The organism is Nocardia sp. NPDC006630 (assembly GCF_040611495.1).
Taxonomy (GTDB): Bacteria; Actinomycetota; Actinomycetes; order Mycobacteriales; family Mycobacteriaceae; genus Nocardia.
Map to the genome: position 1 here is coordinate 116,483 of NZ_JBEXOK010000004.1, position 21,937 is coordinate 138,419.

General features: G+C 67.0%; 14 protein-coding genes. 3 read left to right on the forward strand and 11 right to left on the reverse strand.

Features of this window, described 5'->3' with window-relative positions:
- Positions 1–52: 52 nt before the first annotated feature.
- The 10 genes from ABZX86_RS12310 to ABZX86_RS12355 all read right to left on the reverse strand — a co-directional run bounded on the left by ABZX86_RS12310 (position 53) and on the right by ABZX86_RS12355 (position 15,767).
- Complete coding sequence (locus tag ABZX86_RS12310; protein ID WP_355122828.1) at positions 53–1,228, reverse strand: hypothetical protein; 1,176 nt, start codon at positions 1,226–1,228, stop codon at positions 53–55.
- 69 nt (positions 1,229–1,297) lie between these two features.
- The gene (locus ABZX86_RS12315; protein WP_355122830.1) at positions 1,298–2,758 is read right to left on the reverse strand and encodes an amidase family protein; all 1,461 of its coding nucleotides are present in this window, start codon (positions 2,756–2,758) and stop codon (positions 1,298–1,300) included.
- Between the two features lie 12 nt (positions 2,759–2,770).
- Positions 2,771–4,093: a cytosine permease gene (locus ABZX86_RS12320; RefSeq protein ID WP_355122832.1), complete on the reverse strand. Its 1,323-nt coding sequence runs from the start codon at positions 4,091–4,093 to the stop codon at positions 2,771–2,773.
- Between the two features lie 137 nt (positions 4,094–4,230).
- The gene (locus ABZX86_RS12325; protein ID WP_355122834.1) at positions 4,231–5,106 is read right to left on the reverse strand and encodes an alpha/beta hydrolase; all 876 of its coding nucleotides are present in this window, start codon (positions 5,104–5,106) and stop codon (positions 4,231–4,233) included.
- 184 nt (positions 5,107–5,290) lie between these two features.
- Entirely contained in the window at positions 5,291–6,079 is a 789-nt protein-coding gene (locus ABZX86_RS12330; protein ID WP_355122836.1) for a phosphatase PAP2 family protein, read from the reverse strand.
- Positions 6,080–6,203: 124 nt separating this feature from the next.
- The gene (locus ABZX86_RS12335; RefSeq protein ID WP_355122838.1) at positions 6,204–7,577 is read right to left on the reverse strand and encodes an aminotransferase class I/II-fold pyridoxal phosphate-dependent enzyme; all 1,374 of its coding nucleotides are present in this window, start codon (positions 7,575–7,577) and stop codon (positions 6,204–6,206) included.
- A complete protein-coding gene (locus tag ABZX86_RS12340) occupies positions 7,574–13,924 on the reverse strand; it encodes a beta-ketoacyl synthase N-terminal-like domain-containing protein (protein ID WP_355122840.1) in 6,351 nt (2,116 codons plus the stop codon). Before ABZX86_RS12340 ends, ABZX86_RS12335 begins: the two co-directional genes overlap by 4 nt.
- Before the next feature lie 67 nt (positions 13,925–13,991).
- Complete coding sequence (locus ABZX86_RS12345; RefSeq protein WP_355122842.1) at positions 13,992–14,618, reverse strand: GNAT family N-acetyltransferase; 627 nt, start codon at positions 14,616–14,618, stop codon at positions 13,992–13,994.
- Between the two features lie 277 nt (positions 14,619–14,895).
- Complete coding sequence (gene crcB / locus ABZX86_RS12350) at positions 14,896–15,255, reverse strand: fluoride efflux transporter CrcB (RefSeq protein WP_355122844.1); 360 nt, start codon at positions 15,253–15,255, stop codon at positions 14,896–14,898.
- Positions 15,252–15,767, reverse strand: coding sequence for a CrcB family protein (locus ABZX86_RS12355; RefSeq protein WP_355122846.1), 516 nt, complete (start codon positions 15,765–15,767; stop codon positions 15,252–15,254). The genes crcB and ABZX86_RS12355 overlap by 4 nt, the downstream gene beginning before the upstream one ends.
- Before the next feature lie 261 nt (positions 15,768–16,028).
- Between ABZX86_RS12355 and ABZX86_RS12360 the strand changes: the two genes are divergently transcribed.
- Positions 16,029–17,150, forward strand: coding sequence for an agmatine deiminase family protein (locus ABZX86_RS12360; protein ID WP_355122848.1), 1,122 nt, complete (start codon positions 16,029–16,031; stop codon positions 17,148–17,150).
- Positions 17,151–17,197: 47 nt separating this feature from the next.
- Here the strand turns inward: ABZX86_RS12360 and ABZX86_RS12365 are convergent, their stop codons facing one another.
- Positions 17,198–18,394 (reverse strand): helix-turn-helix domain-containing protein, encoded by a 1,197-nt coding sequence (locus ABZX86_RS12365; protein WP_355122850.1) that lies wholly within the window; start codon positions 18,392–18,394, stop codon positions 17,198–17,200.
- A gap of 178 nt (positions 18,395–18,572) precedes the next feature.
- Here ABZX86_RS12365 and ABZX86_RS12370 point away from each other — a divergent pair, with 178 nt between their 5' ends.
- Together ABZX86_RS12370 and ABZX86_RS12375 are read left to right on the forward strand one after the other, a co-directional pair.
- Entirely contained in the window at positions 18,573–20,144 is a 1,572-nt protein-coding gene (locus tag ABZX86_RS12370) for a GMC family oxidoreductase N-terminal domain-containing protein (protein WP_355122852.1), read from the forward strand.
- Positions 20,141–21,844 (forward strand): aldehyde dehydrogenase family protein, encoded by a 1,704-nt coding sequence (locus ABZX86_RS12375; RefSeq protein WP_355122854.1) that lies wholly within the window; start codon positions 20,141–20,143, stop codon positions 21,842–21,844. Before ABZX86_RS12370 ends, ABZX86_RS12375 begins: the two co-directional genes overlap by 4 nt.
- Positions 21,845–21,937 lie beyond the last annotated feature (93 nt).

Genomic DNA, 21,937 nt, shown 5'->3' on the forward strand with positions numbered 1-21,937 from the left:
GCTATCGAAAGCGCAAGCAGCGATCACCGGTCGTGCGTGAACAGCGGTGTGATCAGTAACGCAGTACCGCGATGGAGGCGGGCGCGACCGAACTCTTGAACAGTCCGGTGAGCTCCTCGGGTTCGAGCATGTAGACCGAACCCTTGTTCTCCAATGTCTTCACCGTTGCGTACTCGGTCAGGTCGATCACCGATGTGCCAGGCTCCGAATGGGTTTCGACGGCATCGGCCATTTCGTCGAAGCGGCCCCACTCCACCGCACCCGCGGTCAGCAGCAGTGCCTCGACCCGGCCCTGGAAGGCCGCCCGCACCACCTCGCCGATGGTGACGGCCACCTTGGTGGGGCCGTCCGCGAGCAATTGCGCGGCCCGTTCGAGGGCGGCGCGCTGCCCGGCCTCGAAGTGCGGCCGCACCACGTCATAGGTGGTGGCGTGCAGCTTGCCGTTGACGAGCGCCGCGGGATTGGTATCGACCGTGCCGACGAGCAACGGGCCCAAGGTGGTTCGCTTCTTGAACTGCCCGGTGAGCTCCGGATCCGCGACCACCACGAGGGGAATCGCACGATCGGCCAGTCGGCGATCGACCGCGGAGGCCACCTTGCCGACCCATTCGTCGAGGGCGGTTTTGCGCCAGTCGGCCGGGGTTTCGCCATAGACCTGCGTGCTCGTGGTGGCTTTGCCGCCGATGTGCGGGCGGGCGGCGGGGCTGGCCAGCACGCGGTTCTGATTGTCGTCGTCGAGATTGTCGGTCGGCCCGACCGGCAGCAGGGCATCGTGCTCCTGCGTCAATGCGAATTTGGAGCCGCCGTAGAAGGCCGCGCCGTCGGCGGTGATGGTGAGCACCGCGTATTCGCCGTCGGCGGCCAGCAGTGGCAGCAGTGGCTTCACGTAGAAGCCCGGTTCGATGTGTACCTGTTCGGCGAAGGTCAGCGGCACCGTGAAGTGATACGACGAGCCGTCGGCTCCGAGGAAGAGCGCCAGCCCCTGATCTTGATACCGCCAGAATCGCTCATCCTCGATGAGTGCGTGCCCCGGAGCCAGCAAACTTTCCGCTTCGGATTTACTGACACCCGCCGCGAGTAACCGGCTGTGCGCATCGGTGAGCAGATTGCGGAGCCGAATCGGGTCCTGCCGCGTTTCCGGGCCGCTGTTGTGCGTGGGCAGATAGATCGAGACGCCACGCCCCGGCGCGGCGGAAATGAGCGTCGACAGGTCGGACTGTTTGAACATCGGCCGTCCTTCAAGTAGAGGTTGGTTGGTCGATTTTCATGCAGGTCCCGATCAGCCTACGCCCCGTTCTCAGCCCGGGGGCCGGTGCTGGGACCAGGGCGCGACGCGCTCGACGGCCGCCGCCAGGCGCAGCACGGCGGCATCGCCGAGGTGTCTGCCGATGATCTGCAAACCCACCGGCAGACCGTTTTCGGTCCATCCGGCGGGGATGCTGGCGGCGGGCTGGCCGGTCAGATTGGCGGGGTAGTTGAAGCCGATCCAGGCGGAGTCGGAGACCGGGCGGCCGTCGATCTCGCTCGGGCCGTGACTGCCGATCGGGAAGGCCGGGACGGCGGAGGTCGGAGTGACCAGCACGTCGATACGGCTCATCAGCCTGGCCATTGCATTAACCAAAGATTTGCGAATAATGTTCGCATCGGTGAAATGCTGTGCGGTCCAGTCTTCGCGCATCCACGCCACCAGATGCGGGGACATGTGCTCGCCGTGCTCGTCGATCATGCGCCGCATTCCGGTGAGATCGGTTTCGGCGACGATCAGGGCGGAGAAGGCCGCGGCCGGATCCGGCCAGCCCGGGACGACCGTTTCGACGTGGCAGCCGAGTTGTTGCTCGAGCACCTCGTGCACGGCCCGGTCGACTACGGCGCGCACCTGCGGATCGACCGCCAGATACCCGAGATCCGGGCTGTATCCGACGCGCAATCCGGCGACGGCCCCATCCCTTTCACCCGTGCGGGCCGCGCCGATCCAGTCGATATCCCCGCACGGAATGGAGTGCCGATCACGCGGATCGGGTCCGGCGAGCACCGACAGCAGCAGCGCCGCATCGCCCACGGTCCGGGTGAGGGGACCGATGTGTTCCAAACTCTCCCAACCGGATACGCCGGGCAGCCGTTCGTCCCGGCAGCCCGGATAGACCGGCACCCGGCCCATGGAGGGCTTGAAGCCGACCAGTCCGCAGAGCGCCGCCGGTATCCGCACCGAGCATCCGCCGTCGCTGCCCAGGGCCACCGGGACGATCCCGGCCGCGACCGCCGCCGCCGAGCCGGCGCTGGAACCGCCGGGTGTGAGCGCGGGATTCCATGGATTTCGGGTGATCGGGAACAGATTGTTCTGTCCCGTTGCGCTGTAACCGAATTCAGAGGTATTGGTCTTGCCCACGCAGAGCGCGCCCGCCGCCAGACTGCGCTCGACCACGATATCGTCCTCCTCCGGCACGAAGTCGCGATAGACCCAGGAGCCCGAGGTGGTCCGCACGCCCGCCGTGGACAACAGATCCTTGATGCCCATCGGCACTCCGGCCAGCGGTCCCGGCGCTTCCCCTCGCGCCAGGGCATCGCCCAGCCGAATCGCCTGTGCGCGAGCCAGATCCGGCGTCGGTGTGCAGAAGGCGTGCAGGGTCGGTTCGACCTCCCGCATCCGATCCAGGCCGGCGTCAAGGATTTCTACCGGGGACACCTCACGTCGGCCGATACGGGCAACGATCTCGGTGGCGGGCAGGTAGCAGAGTTCGTTGCGCTCGGAGGTTCGCATCCGCAGTCCCGCTCAGGCCGCGGCGATTTCGACGGCCGGTTCCGCGGACGCGGCCGGAACCGTCCGGGCGAAGGTCAGCCCCGCCTGCACCAGCGCGGCGACCACGAACCCGACCACGGCATCCACCGACCCCGGCAGCTGATAGTGCGCCACGGCGGCGGCCAGCGCGCCGATCGCCCACGCCGCGAACGCGATCGGCTGCACCCCCGCGACCACGAGCGGCCGCACCCGCTTCGACAGCAGCTGCCCCACGATCAATACCGCACCGATCGGCGGCACGATCACGCCCAGCAGCTGCAGCCAGTTCACAATGTGGCTCCAGATGCCGGTCAGCGCCACGAACGAACCCACCGCGCCGAGCAGTACCGCGAGCGTCCGCATACGCAGCGGCGTGAGTCCCGACCAGCCCACCGCCCCGTTGTAGAGGCAGTGTGCGGCAACCGAACCCAGATTCGCCAGTACGAAAAGCACTGCCAGCCCGGTCAGTAACCCGCCGTGCCCGGTGAGCAGGCCGAGGAAGGCGCCGCCGTTCGAGGCCGGATCGTCGGCGCCGCCGATGGCCACCACCAGTCCGCCGATCAGGAAGGCGATGGTGTTCGCGAAGGGGAACGCCGAGGCGGCCGCCACCAGGCCCGAGCGGCCGTCCTTGGCCCAGCGCGTGAAATCCGCTGTCATGGTTCCGGAGTCGGCGAATCCCGCGATCACGATGCCCACGCAGGCCCAGAACCCGAGCCCATTGCCCTGACCCGAGTACGAGAGTGCGTGCGACAGCGACTGTCCGCCCTTGTCGAGGCCGAAATACAGTGCCACCCCGGCCATTACCAGGAAGAGCGGCATCCCGATCATCCCGATCACCGAGAGCGCCCGGATGCCCAGCGCGGTGATCACAATGTAGATCACCGCACCCAGCAGCCCGCCCCACAGCGGATTCCAGCCGAACACGCTCTGCAGGGTCGTGCCGGTCAATCCGACCTGATAGGAGAACCAGCCGATCACCACGGTGGCCAGGAAGCCGACGACCACCGCGCGTCCGCGCCGCCCGAATGCGGCCTCGGCCTGCAGCGAGAAGTTCCGCCCGCTATTGCCCGCGATCCAGCTCAGCGTGCCCACGTAGCCGAACAGCAGCAGGTTGCCCAGCAGGATTGCCCAGAACCCCCGCATCATGCCCTGGTTGTATACGATGAGCCCGCCGAAAACCGCATTGCCCAGGCACATCGGAAATCCGGCCCATACCGCGGACACCGAGAGCAGGCTGCGCCTTGCGGCCGCGGGAACCGGCTCGTGCTCGTATTCTCCCGTCGGAGATTCGCTGATCGACTTGTCCGGAGCGCTCATGGTGCAGTCCCTCGCTAGCGTGAAACACAACATGTTTTGTATACGATCCACGTGTTGCGTTTACCTGCACCAACTTTGACGGGCATGTAACAAACCGCCCCCTTCGAGGAAGGAGGCGGTTCGGTGAGCGGTATCGATCAGTCGTTGGCGGGGGAGGGCGCCGCCGGTGCGGCGAGGAAGTCCCGCAGGTGTGCGGTGAAGGCCGCGGGTGTTTCGACATTGGGGCTGTGGCCTGCGGTGTCGATGAGTTCGAAGCGGGCGCCGGCGGCGGTGTAGCGATCGCGGGTGACGGCCCAGTCGTACATGCCGTCGAGGCGGCCGTGAATGACGAGGGTGGGCAGTGCGAGGCGGCGGATCTGGCGGTCCAGGGGATTGGCCGCCAAGTCCTTCCGTCGATCGGTGCTCACCGCGCGATACGCGCGCCAGGACATGGCCTGATGGTCCAGGAACATCTGGTGGACCGACGGTGTGGCCCGGGTCAGATCGAACTTCGGCGCGAAGCCGGCACGAAGGGCCTGGCGGACAATGGGTTCGGGTGCGAAGCGTTGCAAGACGCGAGCGATGGGCCCGAGGGTGAGCAGCGGCGTGGCGGCCGGGACGTTCAGATAGCTCAGATCCGGGGCCTGATCGAGTACCACGATCTCGCTGATGCGCGGGGAGCGGGCGGCCACGGCCAGGGCGGCGTCCGCACCCCAGGAGTGGCCGACCACCGCGACATTCGCGACGCCCAGTTCGGTGAGCAGCGCGGCCAGCATGCTGCCCTGTCCCTCCTGGTCGAAGCCGTAATCGCCGCCGGTGCAGCCGAATCCGAGCAGGTCCACGCGAATGACCCGATACGTGTCGGCGAGCAGCGGGGTAACCCCGTCCCACCAGTGCACCGACCCCTCGAAGCCGTGCAGCAGCAGCACGGGTTTGCCGTCGGCAGGTCCGTCCTGGCGGACGTGGATGGGACGGCCCTGCACGGTGATGAGTTCACCGATCCGGGCGCGTGACTTCAGTGCAGTTGACGCCATCGTCTTCACCACCGGCTTTCTGTCATACGGTCGAGGGAGATCCTCTCATTTCGGACGGGCTATTCGGTGCCTCCCAGCACGTTTGCCGACCGCCGCGTTGCGGCCTGCGCTCGGCGAGCTGTTCGGCCGGGTGCAGGACCACCGGCTGATCGATGAGGAAGCGGCCGAGCCGCTCGACATCCGGCTATGTCAGGGATTCTCGGCGCCGGTCGGGCAGCACGGGCGGGTGGATCGCGGCCGCGATGGCGAGCAGGGTGACGGCGACTATGACATCGGCCCAGTAGTGGTTGCCGGTGCCGACCACGACCAGGGTGGTGATGAGCGGGTGCAGGAGCAGCAGCCAGCGCCAGGGGGTGCGGGTGGCGGCGATGAGGCCCATGGCCAGCAGTAGCGCCCAGCCGACATGTAGTGACGGCATGGCGGCGTACTGATTGGAGAGGGTGTCGGTATCGGGTGGGCCGTAGACGGATTGGCCGTATTTCGCGGCCAGGTCCACAAATCCGTCGCCGGGCAGCATGCGCGGCGGTGCGAGCGGAACGAGCATGTGCAGGGCCAGCGCCGCGCCGGTCACGACCACCATGAGGTTGCGGGTGACGCGGTAGTACATGGGGCGGAAGGTCCACAGCCACAGCAGTGCGCCGACCGCCACCGCGAAATGTGCGGTGGCGTAATAGAAATTGGCCGGGACCGCGAGGAACCCGTGATGCACAAAAATCGCCTGCACCGCCGTTTCGTGCGGCATCTGCAGGCGATGTTCCCAGTTCAGCAGGCTTCGGGCATTGGCGAGTGCGTGATCCTGCTCATCGGCGGCCATCATGCGGCCGATGCGATAGGTCAGATATCCGACGGTGATCACCGCCAGTTGCACCACGGCTTCGCGTCCGCGTCCGTGCACGGCCGCGCGGGTGCGGTCGAGGACGCCGGTTCCCGCATGTGAAACACCCACTGGTGCATCGAGATCCAGTGCCACCATCGGCACGGCCTCCTTCCGATTCGAGCGGGTGGCCCCGCTACGTTAACCGGAGTAACACCCTCCGGTTAACGTAGCACCACCCGCTCGTTATCAGAAGCGGGGATCCGCACCGATCCCCGAGCGGCTACCCGACCGCCGCCGTTTCGGGCAGCTGATCGGCCATGGCGACCGTCTCGGCGAGCAGATCCGCCGTCGAGACCAGTTGCTGCCACGTGTGTTCCGAGGTCATGAAGAAGCGCAGGCGCTCCTTGCCGACCGGGACCGCCGGGGCCGAAATGGCTCCGGCGTACACCCCGCGCTGCAGCAGTACGCCGGAGACGAACCCGGCCCGAATCTCGCCCGGCACGATCACCGGGAAGATCGGCGTGCCCTGCGACTCGCCCAGGTTGAGTCCGCGCTCCCGCAGCAGCGCATCGAAGAGCCGGGTGTTGTCCCACAGCCGGGCGACCCGCTGCGGTTCCGCCTCCAGCACTTCCAGACCCGCGAGCGCCGCGGCAATGGTCGACGGCGCCGGACCGCCGGTGAGCATCGCCACCCCCGGGGCGGCGGCCTTCATGGCGCCGATGAGATCGGCATCGGCGGCGATGAAGCCGCCGCAGCTGCCCAGCGCCTTGGACAGTGTGCCCATCCAGATATCGACATCCGCGCCGGCCATGCCGTAGTACTCGCGAATCCCGTGGCCGCGCTCGCCGAACACTCCGAAGGAATGGGCCTCGTCCACCATGACCGCGCAGTCGAATTCCCGTGCCACGGCCGCCAATTCGGCGACCCTGCCCACGGTGCCGTCCATGCTGTAGTGGCCCTCGAGCACCACCAGCGCCCGATCGAAGCCGCCGCGCGACATGCGCAGCACCGCGCGCAGCGATTCGGGGTCGTTGTGCCGGAAGTTGATTCGGCGGCAACCGGCCCACTGCGTGCCGGAGACCACGCTGCCGTGAATCAGCGAATCGCAGATGGCCACATCGCCCTCACCGAGCAGGAAGCCGATGACGCCCGCATTGGTGAGGTACCCGCTGGTCGTGACCATGGCATCGCCGACATCGTAGATACCGGCCAGCCGCTGCTCCAGCTCGCCGTAGAGCGGGATCTCCCCGGCCACGATCCGGCTGGCCGAGGCCGAGGCGCCGTACTGGTCCAGGGCATCCTTGGCGGCCTGGATCACCTGCGGATGGTGCGAGAGCCCCAGGTAGTTGTAGGCGCTGAAGTTGACCAGATCGCGGTCATCGGCGTGAATCACCGTGTCGTTCGGCCCGGTTCGGGCCAGGAACAGCGGATTCACCAGCCCCGACTGCGCGCTGATGGCGGTGATGGCCGCCTGTTTGGCCACCGTCGCCGCCACCTCCGGATGGTCGGCGAACTGGCGGCCGGGACCGCGCACCGGACGTGCCGGGGCGCTGGCTGCGGGCCGGGGTGCAGGGTTCTGGATGGTGGCGGTACCGCCACCGGTTCCATTGCCCGCCAATAGTTTCCGTGCTAGATCGCGTGCTGATTCAGTCATACCGTCACCTCCGCCGCTGTGGGCGCCGCGTCGCTGGGTGCGCCGATAAGGATTTCGGCAGCCCGAGTTCCCGCCTGCTGGAGCGTGAAGGTACGCCCCAGTTTCAGCGAGATCAGGTCGATGCCGAGGGTCTTGCCCACCAGTGCGCCGAATTCGACCGCCATGAGCGAATCGAGGCCGAGTTCCGGCACCGGCACGGTCAGATCGATGGAGTCCGCGTCGACCCCCATGACCACCGCCAATTGTTCGGCGAGCATGTGCGCCACCACATCTCCGCGCTTCTGCTCATCGAGCGCGCGCAGTGCGGTGACCAATTGTGATGCGGCCGAATCGTCTTCGGCCGCCGCCGCGATCTGTGCTTCCACCCGGCCGGTCATGGCGAAGAACGGCGCGGTGGCCGAGACCTTGCTCCAGTCCACCGGAATCATGGCGACCTGGTGGTGCAGGCCGAGTTCCAGTGCGCGCTCCAGGAATTCGGTGCCCTCGTCCATATCGACGGAGTCGAATCCGGTATTGCGCAGGTACCGCGCCAGATTCTCCTCGGCCTCGGCCATACCGCCGCCGGACATATGACCCCAGCCGACGGCCAGCACCTTGCCGCCGCCGCGGGCGACCACATCGGCGACGGACTGCAGCGCGAGATTGGCCGCGGTGTACGAGTACTGGCCGACACCACCGAAAATCGCACTGCCGGAAGAGAACAGCACAAACAGGTCCAGTTCGGCCCCGGCCAGCGCGATACCGTTGCGCAGCGCTCGGGCGCCCTCGATCTTGGGCCGGTATACCGAGGCGAGGCTGCCGCGATCCATGACGGTAATGCGCTTGTCGTCCACGACACCCGCGGTGTGGAACACGCCCCGCAGCGGATGCTCGGGGGAGTGGGCGCGGCCGATGACCGCGGCCATGGCCTCGGTATCGGTGACGTCCGCGCGCTCGGTGGTCACCTGCACGCCCTGGTGCTCCCACGCCGCGAGCTGATCGCGGCTCGCATCGGTGGTCGCGCCGCTGCGTCCCAGCAGGGTCAGATGCCGTGCACCGAGCCCGACCAGCCAGCGCCCGATCGCCAGCCCGAACGCACCGAAACCACCGGTGATCAGGTACTGCGCCTCGGGATCGACGGTGACCTTCGGGATCTGCGGACGCACCAGCGGCGCTTCGGAATCCAGGCTGACGGCGATCCGCCCGATCTGGGTGGAGCGCGCGACATCCTCGAAGGCCCGGACCACATCATCGGTGTCGTACAGCGTGAACGGCAGTCGCTTGTACTTCCCCGAGGCCAGTGACGCCTCGACCCGCTTCATCCGCTCCACCGACTCGACCCGGCGCAGCGCGAACATGCGGTCCAGATCGAAGGAGTGGTAGGAGATGTTCTTGTCGAAGAAGCGCAGATCCAGCACGCCGCCGCCGTAGATATCGGCCTTGCCGATCTCCACGATGCGCCCGAACTCGGCCACCGCCTGGAAGTTCCGGCGCAGGATCTCACCGGGCGCGGTGCTGATCACGATATCCGCGCCAGTGCCGTCGGTGAGTGCGAGCACATCCTCGGCGAAATTCAGCGAACGGGAATCGAGTACATGATCGGCGCCCTGTTCGAGGACGTACGCGCGCCGCTCCTCGGTACTGGCGGTGCCGATGACAATCGCATTGTGCAGCTTGGCGATCTGCACCGCCGCCGAGCCGACACCGCCGGCCGCGCCGTGCACCAGTACCACCTCACCGGCCTGCAGATGCGAGAGCCCCAGCAGTGCGTGCTCCGCGGTCGCGAAGGCCGTATCGCTGGTGCAGTATCCGGGCTGATGCTCCTCGGGCACCTGGGTGACGAGGCCGCGATCGGTGGTGTGGAAGCGGCCGAACATGCCCTTGGAGGACATGATGACCTTGTCGCCGACCGCGAGATCGGTGACGTCCGAACCGATTCGGACGATGACGCCGTCACCCTCCATACCCGGAACGAGGCCGAAGGCGGTGCCCGCCAACTCCTCCTCACCGAGTACGCCGAGCACCTTCAGGGGATCCTTGAAGTTGAGGCCGATGGCTCGCAGCCGGACCTCCACATCGTTCGGTCCCGGCGCCCGCCGGTCGCAGCGTCGCCAGCCGAGGCGGGACAGCACCCGCGACTTCGGCAGTTCCAGGGTGAAATTGGCCTCCGGATCCGTCAGCGGCACCGGCTCGTCCAGGCCGTCGATCCGGCCCTGCAGTGAGGCGTCGACCACGGTGACCCAGCGCAAGCCGTTGCGCAGGAACACCTCATCGGAGTGGTCGTAGGTGAAGGCGCCCGGAATGGTCAGCTCCGCCGCGAGTTCCTTTGTCGTGACCTCGGATTCGATGTCGACCAGTCGCCAGCGCAGCCGCGGCTGCTCGTTCAGCAGCACCCGGCGGGCGCCCAGCAGCGCGGCATGCGCCGGATCGGGTGCGGTCTCCTCGTGCGGATGTGCGAAGGCGTGCTCGGTGATGAGGGTGACGTGCATGGAACCGTCGCCCATGATCGGCACCTCCACCCCGCGCTGTGTGACCCAGTCCTCGAAGAATGCCTCGAAGGCGACGGCCACCCGGCGCAGTGTCCACAGATTGTCGAGGTCGTCGTATTCGGTTCCGGCGACCAGCACGACATGCAGGCGCTCCACGCCCTCGTGCGTGATCGCGGCCTCGAGACGTTCGCGGACAAGGGTTTCCAGATCCTCGCGGCTGGGCTCGCCCAGTACGAGGGTTTCGCCCCGGCCCAGTGCGGCGATCTCCGCGGCACGTGCGCTCGGCTGGGTCCCCAGATCGAACACGACCGTGAACGCCGCCTCGGCGCCGGGCAGCCCACTGCGGTCCACCGGCTCGCGCATTTCCCAGCGGTCTTCGTAGAAGAAGTCCGTCATCCGCTGCAGCGCAGCACGACCCGGTGCGATGGAGCCGAAACGCATACCGATGATCTGCAGCACGACCCGCTGCTCGGCATCGAGCAGATCGATATCGGCGACCGGTGCGGCGCTGGTGTCGAGCCGCGCCACCACCGTGACCTGATCGGGAATGATCCCGAAGGCCCGGACCTCGTCCACACCGACCGGGACCATGGCCCCGTCCTCCGTGCCGCCGGTCCCGGCGAGCAGGGCGGCCACGCTCTGCAGCGCCGCATCGACCACGGCCGGATGCGCCAGGTGACCGGAATCGGTGGCTATGGTGCCGTCGAGAGTGGCCAGGACCGTTGATCCGGAGACCCGAATCGAGGTGGTGCGCTGGAAGGCCGGGCCGTATTGCAGTCCGCGCGCGGCCAATCCGGCATAGAACGCGGCCGGGTCGACGTCGTGCATCTCCTCGATATCCGGCAGGGTCACCGCGGGCGGTTCGAAAATGCCCTCGACCAGCCTGCCGGTCGCATTGGTGGTCCACAGCGCATCGGCCTTGGCGCGCGAGCGAATCGTGAAGCGCCGGGTCGTCTCCTCCACGTGCAGCTCGAGTGTCGGAGCCGTGCCGTCGTCGATGATCAGCGGCGCCAGGAAGCGCACCTGCTCGACCGCGACCCGGGTGGATTCGGTGCGCAGCGCCGCCGCGCTCAGCGCCGCATCCAAATACGCGGCACCGGGCAGGATTCGGGCTCCGCCGACCACGTGGTCCGCGAGCCAGGGGTAGGCCCCGACGCTGAGCTGAATGCGCCATGAGGTGGTCGTATTGTTCAGGTCCGGATCACCGAGCATCGTGTACACGCCGGGGGTTCCGTGCTGCAGCTGTTGGAAGGCCGGCAGTTCATGGCGCAGGTGGGTGCGCTGCCAGGGGTAGCGAGGCAGCTCGATGTGCGGGGTGACGAGGTCCCCGAACAGCGCGCCGATATCCAGTACACCCGCGCTGTAGAGCCCGGCGATGGTCTGCCGGATGCTCTCGGCATCGGCCTGCTTGCGATCCAGGGTGGCCACCGTGGTGCCGGTTTCATCGGCGCCGATGAGGATTTCGCGAATATTGGCGCCCAGCACCGGATGCGGGCCGACCTCCAGGAATACCCGGCTGCCGGTGCCGACGAGCGCGGTGATCGCATCGGCGAAGCGCACGGGCTGCCGCACATTCGAGCACCAGTATTCGGCGTCCCAGTCACCCGCGGTGACCGTCTGCCCGGTGACCGTGGACAGCAGCGGCAGCTTCGGGTCCGACAGCTTCACATCGGCCAGCACGGTGCGCAATTCGTCGAGAATCGGCTCCATGAGGTAGCTGTGGTACGGCACCTCGACATGTAGTCGGCGCGCGAAAATGCCCTGCTCGGTGAGGCTTTCGGCAATCGCGTCGAGGCGCTCCGCCGCACCCGCGAGCGTGACGGCGCTCGGGCTGTTGACGGCCGCGATATCGACCAGCGCATCGCCGTCGATCAATTCCTGTGCGGCGGCGCGGGGCAGGCCCACCGCGAGCATGCCGCCGGAACCCGCTGTGGTGGCCTGCAATCGGGCGCGGTGGTAGCTGACCAGCAGCGCGTCGTGCAGCGAGAGCATGCCGGTGACATAGGCCGCGGACACCTCGCCCACGCTGTGCCCGACCACCGCGGCCGGGCGGATGCCCAGCTCCTCGAGCATGGCGAACAGCGCCACCTGTACCAGGAAGTTGGCGGGCTGGGCGATCGCGGTGGTGGTGACCCGCGACTCCTCCTCGGGCCGCCGCAATTCCTCGATGATGGACCAGCCGGAGATCTCCTGGAACTCCGCGTCGATGCGCGCCGCCTCGGCGGCGAAAGTGCCGCCCGCCGCGAGCAATTCGCGCCCCATGCCCCACCACTGCGGGCCCATGCCGGTGAAGACGAAGACCGGTTCGGCGACCTTGCGCGGGATCACCTTGGTCGCGGCGCGGCCGCTGCCATTGGCGAATTCGATGAGTGCGTGCACCAGTTCGGTGTCGTCGGCGAAGGTCAGCCCGGTGCGGAACTGGTGGTGCTGGCGGCGCGTCCACGCCGCTTCGGCCAGCAGGCCCGGGTCCGCGCCGTCGGCGATCAGCTCGGCGAAGCCGCGGGCCAGATCACGCGCGGCCTGATCGGTGCGCGCCGAGAGCGGCAGCACGCCGAAGTGCCTGGGCTGCCGCACCGCCTCGGCGGTGGGCAGGTATTCCTGCAGGATGGCGTGCGCATTGGTGCCGCCGTAGCCGAAACCATTGACCGCGACGGTCATTCGCTCGATCTCGGGGCCGACCGCTTCCGCGTCCAGCTGTAGTTTGATGCCCAGCTCGTCGAACGGAATATCGGGGTTGGGCGTCTCGAGCCAGCCCTGCGGTGCGATGGTGCGCTTGGAAATGGCCAGCGCGGACTTGATGATGCTGGCAATGCCCGAGGCGGCTTCGGTATGGCCGAGCTGCCCCTTCACCGAACCGACGCCGACCGGCTCGGTGCGGCCCTCGACCTGACCGTAAGCCCGTCCGATGGCCCGCAATTCGAGCGGATCGCCGACCGGGGTGCCGGTGCCGTGCGCCTCCACATAGGTGACCTCGTGCGGTGCGATGCCCGCCCGCTCGGACACCTTCCTGGCCAGCGCCTCCTGCAGATCGGCATTGGGCACGGTGATCGCGGTGGTGCGGCCGTCCTGATTGGAGCCGGTCGCCTTGATGACCGCGTATACCCGATCCCCGTCGCGCTCAGCGTCTTCCAGCTTCTTGAGCACGACCATGCCGGAGCCCTCACCGCGCCCGTAACCGTCCGCCGCCGCGTCGAAGGGTTTGCTGCGGCCGTCGGTCGCGAGGAAGCCGCCCTTGCACATGGTGACGAAGGCTTCCGGCTGCAGCAGCATGGTGACGCCACCCGCCATGGCGACCGAACAGTCCCCGTTCTGCAGCGCCTGACAGGCGAGGTGCAGTGCGACCAGCGAGGACGAGCACGCCGTGTCCACCGTCAGCGCGGGGCCGACCAGATTGAGCGCGAACGCGATTCGGTTCGACAGCATGGTGTACGACGCACCCGCCGCGGTGTGCATATCCACGTACGGCAGCGCCTCGGTGGTATTGGAGACCGCGAGTTGATCGAGGGTGAACGCACCGATGTAGACGCCGATCGACGTCCCGGCAATGTGGCCCGCGATGCCCGCATCATCGAGCGCCTCCCAGGCGACCTCCAGAATGAGCCGCTGCTGCGGATCCATGGCTGCCGCCTCACGCGGCGAGATCCCGAAGAAGTCGGGATCGAAAGCCCAAGGGTCGCCGGTCATGAAGGCGCCCCGCTTGGTGTACATGCGACCGGGCGTACGCCGGTCCGGGTCGTAGTAGCGGCGGTAGTCCCAGCGCGTGGCCGGAATGTCGACGACGCCGTCGCCCTTGTTGATGATGAAGTCCCAGAAGGATTCCGGTGAATCGATACCACCCGCGTATCGGCACCCGATTCCGACAATGGCAATGTCAGACACTACGACTCCTCGGCAAAAGATTGATGTGGTGATTCCCCCCGAGAAGGGCTTCGCGGGTCCGGCGCGCTCAGGGCGTCGCTGGAACCGGCTGCCGCAGCATGAAATTCATCGCCGGTCCGGTACTCCCGATACGGACCTGGCGATCGACGTTGTAGCCGAATGCGTTGTAGTACGCGATATTGCCGTCCTTGCAAATCCCGCCGACGGTCTCCGACCGCTCATCGGCCAGGGCGTCGAGCCAATTGACCAGCGAGCGGCCCACTCCGGCGCGCTGCAGCGCCGGATCCGCGCCGAGATACACCATGAAGTGGTGCCCCTCGGTGGGTCTGACCTCGGCAATGGCCTCGTCCACATGCATGCCCCGGGTGGTCCCCGCACCCATGGCCCACAGCAGCATCGGCCCCGAAATCGCTTCCCGCCAGAGCGATTTCCGATATCCCGCCGGATACCAGAGCAGTGCGCCCACGACCTTGCCGTCGACCGTGGCGACCGCTGCGCCGTCGGCGGGCAGGAAGCGGTACCGGATCATGATGCGCAACATGCGCGGTGATCTGCGGTGCCGATCCGTTTCGTCGGGGAAGACGTACTCCTCGATCGGGTCATCGGTCGCGAACGCCCTGCAGATGATTCGCGCGATGTCGTCGATGTCGTGCTCGGTGGCTCGGCGGATTACCGGTACAACCGACTGATCCAAGACTATCCCTCTACCTTGTGCTACCCGATGCCCGGCCACGCTGACGGTCATTCCTGCATGCCCATACCCAGGGCGGTAGCACTTAGGCTACTGACCAGTAGGTTACATTGGCTAGTCCGAGCTGTGGCTGATACAAGTTGTGGCATAGAACAATTCGCTGAACCATTGCCAATGTGTCGCAGATCGCTTAAGGTGCGGCGCTTAAATCAACTGTCGCACAATGCAATTGACCCAGACAGCTTTCCCGGAATTCTTGTCATCGCAACAGAATGTGCGATCAGAGCAAAGGCTGGGCGGTGGTGTAGGCAAGCAGGGTTGCACCGAGTCCCGCGATCACGCTGACGCTGACATTCAGTGCGGCATAGAGATACGCCCGCTGTTCGGCCAGCCGGACCGTCTCGTAACTGAAGGTGCTGTAGGTCGTCAGCGCACCGCAGAAGCCGGTGCCGATGAGCGCGAAGACCGGTGATGACACCGCGGCCCCCGTGATTCCGCCGAGCACCAGGCAGCCGATCAGATTGACCGTGAAGGTGCCCCACGGGAAAAGACTGTCGTGCCGAGTCTGGACCGCACGATCGGTGAGATAGCGCAGGGGCGCACCGGCCATCGCGCCGAGCACCACGAGTAGAGCGGTCACCGGGCGACCTCCTGCCCGCGACGCAGTGCGGCCGCGTGCACACCGCGGGTGAGGCGCATGGCAGCCAGCGCTGCCAGTAGCGCACACAGCAGAGTGGCCGCCAGGTAGGTGAAGGCGAGCGCGACCGTGCCCGGCTGTATCAGGGCTCGCGTCTCATTGGCATAGGTCGAGAAGGTGGTGAAACCGCCGAGAATGCCCACGCCCAGGAATGGGCGGGTCAGCGGATGGGCCTTGCGAATATCGGTGATCACCACCATGAGCACGCCGATCAGGAAGCAGCCGGCCACATTGGTGACGAAGGTGGCCCACGGAAACCCGCCGGCGTGGGTCGGCCACACCTGCGCCAGCCCGTACCTGGCCAGTGCTCCGAGCGCGCCGCCCGCCGCGATCACGGCCAGCACCAGGCCGTGTGTCGCGGAGAGTTCCTGCCGCTGCCCTGAGGTGTGGAGATCGACATCCGAATCGATTGGTGAGAAAGGAGTTCCGTCCTTCTCGTTCCGCTCACTGGTCACACATATCTCCTACCTCAGCCACCCGCAGGTGTTTCATGGGTAGGGACTGTTGGCGGCCAGTGCGCCGCGGTTGTTCCGAATCGCCGGATCCATTCCGAATCGATCGGAGCGGCGAGCCCCACCGCCGCATCGTTGACCAGGATAGCCAACCGCTGTCCGATCGCGCGGATGGAGGCCCGGGGAGATGCGGGCGACTCGCATCACAGTCCTTGACTGAAAAATTGGTCAGGACTAGGTTCGGGTGTCGAAGGAGGTGCTGTGATGCGACGACGCCAGTTCGTGCGGACAAGCGTGGTGACCATGGGCGGACTGCTGGCCGCCGCCTGCGACGGGCCGATCTCGTCCTGGTTCGGGGATTCCCCGACCACTGCCGAGGACGGCCGTTCCTGGGTGATGCCCGACGAGGGTGAGCCGCACAAGCGCACCTGGATGGCGTTCGGGGCCAGTGAAAGGATCTGGGGCGCAAAGCTTTTGCCGCAGGTGCGGGCGGACCTGGCCACCATTGCCACGACCATCGCCCGCTTCGAGCCGGTGTCGATGCTGGTGCGCCCGGGTGAGCTGGATCTGGCGCGGGGCATGGTCGGCCCGAATGTCGAGCTGATCGCGACCGAGATCGACGATCTGTGGATGCGCGATACCGGTCCGGTGTTCGTCAAGGGCAATGGCACCAGGGCCGGGGTGGACTTCAATTTCAACGGGTGGGGCGGCAAGCAGGAACATCGGAAGGATGCCAAGGTCGCGACGTTCGTCACCGGCCGCGCCGGGGTCGAAACCGTGCACACCGAGCTGGTGCTCGAAGGCGGCGGTCTCGAGGTCGACGGGGAGGGCACCGCGCTCATCACCGAATCGTGCGTGCTCAACAACAATCGCAATCGCGGCTGGAAGAAGTCCGATGTCGAGGCCGAGTTGGACCACCTGCTGGGCATCAAGAAGGTGGTCTGGCTGCCGGGCATTGCCGGGCACGACATCACCGACGGTCATACCGATTTCTATGCCCGGTTCGCCGGGCCGGGTGTCGTTGTCGCGGGCCTGGATACCGATCCGGATTCCTTCGACTACGACGTCACTCGCCGCCATCTCGACATTCTGCATTCGGCCACCGATGCGGCGGGTCGCTCGCTGCGGGTCGAAACTCTCGAAGCGCCTACGGAACTGCGGGCTCGCGGGGCCGGCGACGACTTCGCGGCGGGGTACATCAATTTCTATGTGTGCAATGGTGCGGTGATCGCCCCCGAATTCGGGGATGCGGACACCGATTCGGCTGCCGAGGCGACGCTGACGAGGTTGTTCCCGGATCGGCAGGTTGTGCAGATCAATATCGATGGCATTGCGGAGGGCGGTGGCGGCATTCACTGCACCACCCAGCAGGAACCTGCCGACTAGTGGTGCTCGGGCGTCGACTGGTGCTCAGGCGTCGCGCGTCGGGTCCGCTACCGAGCAGGAGTGGCGAGCAGCCGGGTGGCGCGCAGAGCCAGATAGAGCTCTGCGGTCTGCTTGGGATCGGTGTAATCGCGCCCGGTGAGTTCCTGGATGCGGCGCAGTCGATGGTGAATGGTGTTGCGGTGGTAGTGCAGGCGGGTCGCGACGGCGGTGCTGGAACCATTGCATTCGAACCACATGTCCAGGGTGTCGAGCAGGGTGGCTCGTTCCTGCGGATCGGGCAGATCCAGGATGGGCCCCAGAATGTGCTGGGCCAGTTCCTGTCCGGCATTCGGCGCGTGCGCGATGAACAGCGGAATGGCCGTATCGCCGTAGGTGGTGACCGCGACGGTGCCGGGTTCGGCGCAGTGGCAGGCCAATTCGGCTTCGCGGAGCGCGGCGACGGCCTCGGCGGGCGTCGTGAAGGGGCGGCTCAGCCCGATGCGACCGGTGGCGGACGCACGCAGCACGGTGGGCAGCGCCGCGACCGAGCGGGCGGCGGTGAGGCTGAGCAGGCCGATCTGGGTGTCCAGCTCGGTGAGCCAGATGGAATTGATATACCTTGCGGCCAAATGTGTTTCGATGCCCTCGAGGGCGGAGACACCGCGGGTCGCGAGCTCGGCGCTGACCACCACGAAGGTTCCGGACTGCGGAAGTTGCAGGTGGCGCGCGACTTCCCAGAGTGCGTTGCTGTCGATATTGCCGTCCAGCAGGGAGCGCAGCATCAGCCGCCGCTCCTCGCGATCGCGGCGTGCCCGGTCGGCGACATGCCCGCTGTAGGCTTCGGCGGCCGCGCTCGAGTACTCGTCGATGATCTTCCACACCTCGGAGGCCAGGTGCGGCAACGATTCTCGCGACCCTTCGCCCACTTCGTCGAGTAGTCGATCCCAGATGAGTCGCCCGCACAGCCGATAGGCGTGCAGCAGCGCGGCCAGCGGCACGCCCTGTTCGGCCTTGAGCCGTCCGGCCGCCGCGGCGGCGGTCAGCGAGACGTGCCCGGATCCGGCCAGCTGGGTGAGTACGGAGGCGACATTGTCACGCACCGAATTCGTGAGTTGGGCGTCGGTGAGCTGGGTGGCTTCGGCGTAGGCGTGATCCCCGGCGCGAATGTGCACCACCAGGTCGGCGGTGAGCTCCTCCAGCCGGGCGAGCAGGCGCTGCGCGAGCACAGTCGAATGGTCAAGTTCAGGGCGAATCGCGACCGACATGGACTGATTTTAGTTGCCGGGTGGTCGATTCGGGTTGTGCTCGAGCACAGTCGCACACCCGGCTATTGGAAACTCGCGCCCATGGTGGCGGGCGGTCCCGGAGCGGCACCATCGAATTCGGTAGTGACCCAGGCCACAGTGTCGCCGGGGGCATCGGAGCGAGGAAAGAAGTTCGAGCATGTACGACTACGTTGTCGTCGGCGCCGGATCCGCCGGGTCGGTGCTGGCCGCGAGATTGTCCGAGAACCCCGATGTCACCGTGGCGCTGATCGAGGCGGGCGGCGCCGACACCGCCGACGAGATCCATATTCCCGCCGCCTTCGGCGCGCTGTTCAAGAGCCGCTGGGACTGGGATCTGGATACCGAACCGGAGCCGGGACTGCTCGGCCGGCGTGCGTATCTGCCGCGCGGCAAGATGCTCGGCGGCTCCAGCTCGATGAACGCCATGATCTACATTCGCGGCAATCGGGTCGACTACGACGAGTGGGCCGCGGGCGGTGCGCAGGGCTGGGGGTACCAGGATGTGCTGCCGTATTTCCAAGTGGCCGAGGACAATGAGCGCGGCAAGGACGCCTATCACGGTGTCGGCGGACCGCTGACGGTGGCGGAGGGGCGTTCGCTCAATCCGCTCGGCGACGCTTTCCTGGAGGCCGCCGAGCAGGCGGGGTATCAGCGCAATGACGATTTCAACGGCGCCACTCAGCTGGGTGTCGGGCGCTACCAGGTGACGCAGCGGAACGGCATGCGGTGCAGCGCCGCCGTGGCCTATCTGCATCCCGCCGCCACCCGTCCCAATCTCACGATCATCACGGATGCGCTGGCGCACAAGGTGATTCTCGACGGCGGCCGGGCGGTCGGCGTGCAGATCAGCCGTGGTGCGGAGCTCGAGGAGGTTCGCGCCGAACGTGAGGTGGTGCTGGCGGCCGGCGCGTACGGGACACCTCAGCTGTTGCTGCTGTCGGGTGTCGGACCCGCGGATCAATTGCTGCCCTTGCAGATCGAGGTGCAGCACGAGCTTCCGGTGGGCGAGGGGTTGCAGGACCATCTCATGGTCATGCTGAACTACCTCACCGAGCAGGAATCGCTGATGACCGCGCTGACGCCGGAGAATCTGGCGCTGCTGCAGAGTGAGGGGCGGGGGCCGCTGACCTCCAATGTCGGTGAGGCGGGCGGATTCTTCGAAACCAGAACCGGTCTCGCGGGCCCGGATGTGCAGTTCCATCAGGCGCCGGTGCTGTTCTACGAGGAGGGTCTCGGGGCGGCGGTCGCGCACGGGTTCGCCGTCGGCTCCTGTGTGCTGAAGCCGACCAGTCGCGGCCGGGTGACGCTGCGTTCGGCCGCGCCGGATACCGCACCGCGCATTCTGCACAACTACCTCGCCACCGAGGCGGATCGGGCCAGCCTGCTGGCGGGGCTGCGGATCGGTCTCGATATCGCGAGCCAACCGGCGCTGCAGGCCGTGTGCACCGGGGATTTCACTGTGCCGGAGGGTGATTCGGATGCGGAGCTGCTGAACTACGCCCAGCGCACCGCGCAGACGCTCTACCACCCGACCTCCTCGTGCGCCATCGGGTCGGTGGTGGACAGTCGGCTGCGGGTGCTCGGCATCGACGGCCTGCGGATCGCCGACGCCTCGGTCATGCCCAGCGTGACCCGGGGCAATACCAATGCGCCCACCATCATGATCGCGGAGAAGGCCGCCGCGATGATCCTCGAAGACGCCGATTCGACTGTAGGAGTGCAGGAATGAGTGCAACAGCGGACACCATCGAAGCGGCGGTCAAGGCACTGCGCACGGGTGAGGACGAATGGGCCCGCACGCCGCTGTCCGGACGCCGTGCGCTGCTCGATCAGATCCACGCGCTGACCGAGGCGAATGCCGAGGAGTGGGTGCGGATCGCGGCGGGCATCAAGGGGCTGCCCGCCGATTCGCCGCTGCTCGGCGAGGAATGGGTGAGCGGGCCGTATCCGCTGCTGACCGCCACCACCGCACTGGCGGGCAGCCTGGCCGCGCTGGAGGCGGGCCGCAGTCCGGTCGGCGGGTACACCATCACCGATGCGCCCGAAAACCGTTCGGCGATCAAGGTATTGCCGCACGGTATCTTCGACTGGCTGCTGCTCAACGGCTTCACCGCGGAGGTGTGGACCAAGCCCGGTGTGGATGCTGGTACCGTGCGTGCCAAAGCCGGACTGGCACAGCGTGATCCGCAGCAGACCCATGGCATCGGCGTGGTGCTGGGCGCGGGCAATATCTTCTCTATCGCGCCGCTGGATGTGCTGTATCAGCTGTTCGCCTACAACCGGGTGGCGGTGCTGAAGCTGAATCCGGTGACCGATCCGCTGCTGCCGGTCCTCGAGAAGATCTTCGCCCCGGCCATCGAGCGTGGTTTCGTGCGCATACTGACCGGGGGAGCGGAGGTCGGGAAGGAGCTGGTCGACCATCCCGATATCGCCGCCGTGCACATGACAGGCAGCTCGATCACGCACGACGCCATCGTGTTCGGCACCGGGGCGGAGGGTGCGCGGCGTAAGGCCGCCGGCACTCCGCTCATCGACAAGCCGATCACCAGTGAACTCGGCGGCATCTCGCCGACCATTGTGGTGCCGGGCAAGTGGTCGAAGGCCGATCTGAAGTTCCAGGCCGAGCATCTGGCCACGCAGCGACTGCACAATAACGGCTACAACTGTGTGGCCTCGCAGGTCGCGGTCATCAGTTCGGACTGGGAACAGAAGGCCGAATTCCTGGCCGCGGTCCGAGAAGCGTTCCAGCGGGCCCCTGTTCGCACCGACTATTACCCGGGCTCGGCAGCCAGGGTGAGCGCGGCGCGCACCGCGTACCCCGATGCGGAGGCCGTCGGCGGCGATGGCGCGCGAACCCTGATCTTCGGCCTGCAAGCCGATGAGGCGGAGGACGCGCTGCGCGTCGAGTACTTCGCACCGGTCTTCGGTGTCATCGAATTGCCCGGCGCCGGACGCGATTTCCTGCGGCAGGCAGTGCGGGCCGCCAATGAGAAGTTCGAGGGCACGCTCGGCGCGAACATCATCGCCCACCCCGCCACCATCAAGTCGCTCGGCGCGGAATTCGACTCGGCGGTCACCGATCTGCGGTACGGCACGATCGGCATCAATGCCTGGACGGCGGTCGGCTACCTCACCGCGCTGGCCAGCTGGGGCGCTTTCCCGGGGCACACGCTCGACAATGTGCAGAGCGGAATCGGCGTGGTGCACAACGCCTTACTGATCGACGATCCGGAACGCACCGTTGTCCGCGGCCCGTTCCGCCCGTCCCCGCGATCGCTCGTGAACGGTGAACTGTCGCTCGCCCCGGTGCCGCCGTGGTTTGTCACCAACCGCACGGGCGTCACCACCGGTCGCCGCCTGACGTACTTCGCGGCCAGCCCGAGCTGGGCCAAGATCCCGGGCATCTTCGCCTCGGCGCTACGCGGCTGAGGACCTGAACGGAGCGGCATGCGGGTTGGTACCGCCGCCGGCCCGCTCCACTTCGCCCGCAGCCTCCGGACTGACCGGTCGGCTGTATACGCT